The sequence below is a fragment of the Streptomyces sp. genome, assembly GCF_050698815.1.
In the GTDB taxonomy this organism is placed as follows: Bacteria; Actinomycetota; Actinomycetes; order Streptomycetales; family Streptomycetaceae; genus Streptomyces.
In genome coordinates this window covers 1-6,165 of the sequence record NZ_JBOHCV010000561.1, presented here as the reverse complement: position 1 = coordinate 6,165, position 6,165 = coordinate 1, and the positions used below count along the sequence as shown (strand labels likewise).

The 6,165-nt window shown below is 70.5% G+C and carries 5 protein-coding genes; 4 read left to right on the top strand and 1 reads right to left on the bottom strand.

Annotation, left to right across the window (positions count from 1 at the left end):
• Positions 1–837 (bottom strand): NlpC/P60 family protein (locus tag ACRDP3_RS20245; protein ID WP_431518390.1); only part of this gene is annotated, 837 nt, incomplete at its 3' end.
• Positions 838–1,439: 602 nt separating this feature from the next.
• Between ACRDP3_RS20245 and ACRDP3_RS20240 the strand changes: the two genes are divergently transcribed.
• The 4 genes from ACRDP3_RS20240 (at position 1,440) to ACRDP3_RS20225 (ending at position 6,053) form a co-directional block, all read left to right on the top strand.
• A complete protein-coding gene (locus tag ACRDP3_RS20240) occupies positions 1,440–2,231 on the top strand; it encodes a DeoR/GlpR family DNA-binding transcription regulator (protein ID WP_431518389.1) in 792 nt (263 codons plus the stop codon).
• Positions 2,232–2,314: 83 nt separating this feature from the next.
• Positions 2,315–3,676 carry a four-carbon acid sugar kinase family protein gene (locus tag ACRDP3_RS20235; protein WP_431518388.1) on the top strand — a complete coding sequence of 454 codons (1,362 nt, stop codon included), beginning with the start codon at positions 2,315–2,317 and terminating at the stop codon, positions 3,674–3,676.
• Positions 3,673–4,710 carry a 4-hydroxythreonine-4-phosphate dehydrogenase PdxA gene (gene pdxA / locus ACRDP3_RS20230; RefSeq protein ID WP_431518387.1) on the top strand — a complete coding sequence of 346 codons (1,038 nt, stop codon included), beginning with the start codon at positions 3,673–3,675 and terminating at the stop codon, positions 4,708–4,710. Before ACRDP3_RS20235 ends, pdxA begins: the two co-directional genes overlap by 4 nt.
• A complete protein-coding gene (locus ACRDP3_RS20225; protein WP_431518386.1) occupies positions 4,707–6,053 on the top strand; it encodes an MFS transporter in 1,347 nt (448 codons plus the stop codon). The genes pdxA and ACRDP3_RS20225 overlap by 4 nt, the downstream gene beginning before the upstream one ends.
• Positions 6,054–6,165: the final 112 nt, after the last annotated feature.

Here is a 6,165-nt window from a genome sequence, read left to right as displayed (position 1 = left end):
GGCCTGGGAGGTACGGGGCAGGGAGACGCCGGCCTGGTTGTACGCCCAGGAGGTGAGCCCGGAGCAGTCGAAGGAGCTGGGGCCGGTCGCGCCCCACACGTACGGCGAACCGATCTTGCTCTTGGCGGCGGAGAACGCCGCGCCGGCCCGCTGCGAGGCCGAGGCGTCGCCACCGAGATCCGCGCGCGAACTGGCGGCGCGGTCGGCGCGGGCCTGCTCGGCGGCGAGCTTCGCGCGTTCGTCCGCGGTCAGGGAGTTGAGCAGCGAACGGGCGTCGGAGAGCTTGCCCTGGATCTTCTTCTTCTTCGCGCCGAGTTCCTTGCGGGTCTCGGCGAGGTCGGCCAGTTTGTCCGAGGCTTCCGCACGCTGCTGGGCCAGGGTGCGCTGCTTGCTCTTGATCTTCTTGAGCGCATCGGCCTGCTTGGTGCTCAACTGGTCGAGCGTGGAGGCCTTGTCGAGATAGCTGTCCGGGTCCGAGGAGAGGAAGAGCTGCACGGACGGGTCTATGCCGCCGGTGCGGTACTGCGCGGTGGCCATCGAACCGAGGCCGTCCCGCATGTCGTTGAGGTCGCCCTGCCCACGCGCGACGGTGTCCTGCAGATCGCCGACCCGCTTCTCGAGCTTGGCCTGCTTCTCCTTGGCACCGTTGTACTTCTCCGTTGCCCCTTCGGCGTCCTCGTAGAGCTTGTCGACCTTCTCCTTGACCTCCTTCGCGGAGGCCTTGGGCTCAGCCTGTGCGGCCGTGGAGGTGAGTGCGACGGCTGCAGCGGCGGTTGCCGTGAGTACGGTGACGCGGCGAGTGCGGCTGGGCTGCTTGGGACGACGGTGGGACGCCACTGGGGCGAGCTCCTTCTTCCTCAGCCGCCTGCCGGTCGGTCGCTACCGGCTCCACTTCACCTTGGCTGTCGGCTCTGCGGAATGAGGCGGTCCTCCGCTGCCATCCCGGATGGATGGTCAACCTCGCGGAGGTTCGGGGCCAGACATTAGCCATGCGTATCAGTGCGATCAAATCACTCTGGGAAAAAACCTGTCACACGACTGGATTCTTTACCCTTCTCGAACAGGGAGCGATGGCGGCGTCACGCAGGGGCGCGAAATCGGCCCTCGCGCCGGAGTGTTGGGCTCCACGCCGGCACCGCTGCCGGCTCGCGCAGTTAAGTCCTGTTCCGTCCGGGGCCGTGGAGAAAGAGGAGTTGGGTCCCGATTCCGGACGAAGGCAGCGGACGCGCAGCCGTTCCCCGGCAGTTGGAGGTCCACCCCCACCCCTCGGTGTGACCCGGCGGCGCGGCCGCCGTCCGGGCACCGGTCCGCAGCGTCACGGACCCGCCCCGGTCACGATCCGAACGAAGATCCAACTGCTGTCGGTCACCCTGCTACCGTCGTAATTGCGCGAACCGCGCAATTAATCAGTTCCGTGTCCGGCAGGAGTGGACTCTCAAGTGACCCATCAGGAACGCTCGTCCACCCGGAGCAGGCGGCAGCGCCTGACGGAGCTGCTGGGCGAGGGCGACCTCAGCGTGCACGACCTGGCGGCGCAGTTCGACGTCTCGCTCTCGACGATCCGCCGCGACCTGGCTGTTCTCGCGGACCGCGGGAGCATCACCCGCACCTACGGCGGCGCCGTGAACCACCATGGTGTGGAGCGGTCGTGGCTGGACAAGGAGCGGGTGGAACGGGTGGAGAAGGACGCCATCGCGGCGGCGGCGGCCGCGATGGTCCGCAGTGGTGACGTGGTGCTCCTGGACGCGGGGACCACGGTCGCCAGGCTCGCGCACGAACTCCGCGACCGCACCGACATCACCGTCGTCACCAACGGTCTCTCCACACTGCTGGAGCTGGCCGACGCCGCGGTGGACGTCGTGGTGCTGGGCGGCAGACTGCGGCGGCCGAACGAGTCGCTGCTCGGCACCAGGACCGAGCAGGCGTTGCGCAGGATCAGCCCGGACATCGCCTTCCTCGGCGTCGACGGACTCGATCCCGTCCTGGGCGTCAACTGTCCCGATCACGAGCAGGCCGCGCTCAAGGAGGCCATGACCGAGTGCGCACGGTCTACCTGGGTGCTGGCCGACCCCTCCAAGCTGACGGCCGCGGACTTCCCCTACTGGGCCGCGATGCCGTCAGGCACCGGCCTGCTCTCGACCGGAGCCGGTGACCGGCTCGCCGCGTTCACCGACGCGCGGTGGTCGGTGCGCAGTGCCGGAACCGGGGAAACGGCAGCACGAATGTCTTGACAACAGGTTTCGCGGTGGTCAATCTGATGTGACTGAAACGCGCAATACAAGTCGCGCGATTCGATCACTTCGGAGGAGGTCCGGTGGCCCAGGTGCTCGTCATCGGTGACGACCTGACCGGCAGCAACGCGACCGGTGCGCTCTACGCCAGGCTCGGCCTGCGCGCCGTGACGGTCGGCGAGCTCGCCCAAGTGCCCCGTTTCGCGGAACGCGCGGACGTCCTGGTCGTCAACACCGGATCCCGCCACTGGTCTACGGACCGCGCCTACGCGGCCGTACGCGCCGCCGCCGGAACGGCCGCTTCCGCGCCGCTGGTGGTGAAGCGGGTGGACACCACGCTGCGCGGCAATCCGGGGGCCGAACTCGACGCGGTCGTGGATGCTGTCGTGGAAGCGGTCGAGGACGCAGCCGAGCACTCCGCCGCACGCGTCCGTGTGCTCGCCGTACCCGCCTTTCCCGACGCCGGCCGGACGACCGTCGGCGGGCTGCACCTCGTCGACGGCGTGCCCCTGACACGTACGGCCGTGGCCCGCGACCCCTTCGACCCCGTACGGCACTCCCGGATCGCCGCCGTGCTGGGTGAGCAGAGCACGCGCAGCACGGCCGAGGTCGCGCTGGACGTCGTGGAACAGGGCCCGGACGCGGTCGCGGCGGCGCTCCGCGGAACCGAGGCCGAGATCCTCATCTGCGACGCCACCGAGAACGACCACCTCCGTACGATCGCGCAGGCGGCCGCACGGATGGCCGCCGAGGACCGGGTGCGCTGGGTCTCGATGGACTCGGGTCCCTTCGGCGCCGCCCTCGCCGCCGCCCTCGGGCTGCGGCCGGAAGACGCCCGTACGGCGAAGGTGCTGGCCGTCGTCGGCAGCGGCACCGACCGCTCCCGCGAACAGCTCGCCCACGCGGAGACGGCGCTCGGGGTCCGCTGGATCGATGTCGACCCCACCGCGCCGGACGCCGACGCCGCGCTGGCCGGGCTGCGGGCGGTGGCCGACGAGGGGGCCACGGTCCTCGGCGTCCGGGTCGCGCCGGGGCCCGGCACGGCGGAGACCATCCTGCGCTGCCTGGCCGAAGTGGCCCGGCGTGCCGTGGCGGAACTGGCGCCCGGCGGTCTCTACGCGTCCGGCGGCGACGTGGCCGCGGCCATCACCTCCGCCCTCGGCGCGGACGGCTTCGCCATCGAGACGGAGGTCCTGCCGCTCGCCGTGGCGGGCCACCTGGTGGGCGGGCCTCACGACGGTCTGCACTTCGCGACGAAGGGCGGGCTCATCGGCGGTACGGAAGCCGCTCGTGACTGTCTCGAACACCTGCGGTCCGCCTGCACGCGGACCGCGCACACCCAACGCCCGTACGCACCACGCACGGAAACGCGGTGCCCGAAAGCGGAACAGCAGCCGGGCGCCGAACGCACGGAGAACGAACACCCGGAAGAGGTAACACCATGACCGACCGACAGCCGCCCGTCCTCGCCGTGACCCTCGGCGATCCCGCCGGCATCGGCCCGGAGATCACCGCACGGACCCTCGCCGACCCCGCCTCCGCCTCGATAGCCCGCGGGCTCGCCGTCGGTGACGCCGCGGTACTCCGCCGGGCCGTCGGCGTCTGCGGCCTGAACGTGCGGGTGAACGCAGTCGGCTCACCGGGCGAGGCCCGCTTCGAACCCGGCACCATCGATGTGCTCGACCTCGGCATCGCACCGGACGACCTGGAGTGGGGCAAGGTCAGCCCCGTGGCCGGCCGTTCCGCCGTGGCCGCGATCGAGACCGCCACCCGCATCGCGCTCGACGGCGAGGTCGACGGCATCGTCACCTCCCCCATCAACAAGGAGGCCATCTGGGCCGCGGGTTCCGAGCACCTCGGTCACACGGAGATGCTCGGCGAGCTGACCGGCGCGGCGCACTTCGACACCATGTTCGTGGTCCGCGGCCTGAAGATCTTCTTCACCACCCGGCACGTCGCCCTCCGCAAGGCGCTCGACCAGCTCACCGAGGAGCGGGTGTCCGCCAGCATCCGCCACGCGATCACCGCGCTGCGCGTCTTCGGCGACGACGAGCCCCGCCTCGCCGTCGCCGCGGTCAACCCGCACGGCGGCGAGAACGGCCACTTCGGCGACGAGGAGATCACCGTGCTGCGCCCGGCCGTGGAGAGGGCCGTCGCCGAGGGACTCGGCGCCGTCGGGCCGATCCCCGCCGACTCCGTCTTCCACCAGGGGCTCGAGGGCCGCTTCGACGGCGTGCTCTCGCACTTCCACGACCAGGGCCACATCCCCGCCAAGACCGTCGACTTCGACGGCACGGTCTCGGTCACCGTCGGCCTGCCGATCCTGCGCACCTCCGTCGATCACGGAACCGCGTTCGACATCGCGGGCACCGGCCAGGCCTCGCACGGCACGATGGCCGCCGCGTTCGGCGTCGCCGCCGACTTCAGCCGCTTCACCGGCCGGATCCGCGACGCGTACGGCACAGGAGCCGCGAAGTGAGCGCCGCGGCCGCCGCGGTGCCGGCCAAGCGGTGGGTGTACGTCATCCCGGTCGCCGCATTCATGTACATGCTGGCCTACCTGGACCGCAACAACGTCTCCGTCATCCTCCCGTACATGGACGGCGACCTGGAGCTTTCAGCCGCGGACCAGGGAATGGTCGGCGGAATCTTCTTCATCGGCTACGTCTTCCTGCAGATCCCGGCCGCCATCCTCGCCCAGCGGTGGAGTGCGCGTAAGACGGTACTGATCCTCATGATCGCGTGGGGAATCGCGGCCATGGCCTGCGCCCTCGTGCAGACCAAGACGCAGTTCTACGTGGCCCGGTTCGTGCTCGGCATCTTCGAGGGCGGTGTCTGGCCGGCGGTACTGATCCTGCTCGCCTCCTGGTTCCCGCTGCGCGAGCGGGCGCGTGCCAACGCGCTGTGGATGGCCTGCCTGCCCATCTCCTCGATCATCATGGCACCGCTGTCCGGGCTGATGCTCGACCACGCCAGCTGGCGCTGGGTGCTCCTGCTGCAGGGCGCGCCGCCGCTGCTGTGGGCGATCGTCTGGTGGTTCGCCGTCGCCGACCGGCCTTCGCAGGCCCGGTGGATCTCCCGCGAGGAGTCGGACCACCTGGAGCGGGCCATCGCCGAGGACGAGGCCGCCAAGCCGAAGACGGCCGGCAGCTCGTACCTCGCTGCGATCAAGCAGCGGTCCGTACTCCTGCTGATCGCCGTGTACTTCTTCTGGATGACCGGCTTCTACGGGTTCAGCCTGTGGCTCCCGTCGGTGATCAAAACCCTCACCAACGACGGCTCCTCCACACAAGTGGGCCTGCTCACGGCCATCCCGTTCACCGTCGCGCTGGCCGCCATGGTCGGCAACGCCGTCTGGTCGGACCGCACCGGCAAGCGGCGGCTCTCGGTCGCACTGCCCCTGATGGTGGGCATCGTGGCACTCCTGCTGGGCCAGACCGTGGAGAGCCCCGTCGTGCAGATGGTGCTGCTCTGCATCACCGCCGCCGCGGTGTTCGCCCCCTACGGCTCGTTCTGGGCCATCCCCGGGGAGCTGCTGCGCTTCGAGGTGGTGGCCGTGGCGCTGGGCCTCATCAACGCCCTGGGAAATCTCGGCGGGTTCGCCGGGCCCTACCTGGTGGGCTGGCTCACCGATTCGACCGGATCGAGCCTCACGGGCTTCGCCGTCCTCGCGGCGTTCCTCGGGGCTGCCGTGCTCATCGTGATCTTCGGGCTGCGCCCCGGGGCACCAGCGGCGGCCGGTGCGCCCGCCGGAGTGCCGGGGTCGGCGCCGGAGTCCGAGCCGGAGTCCGAGCCGAAGGAGGTCTCGGCGAACCGCGGCTGAACACGCCCGGTGTGCGGGGCGTACGGGCACCTGCCCCTACCCCCCCCACACCCGGCGTGTTAAGCCCCGGTTCGCCGAGACCACCAACGGCACCGACAACCGCCCCGACAAC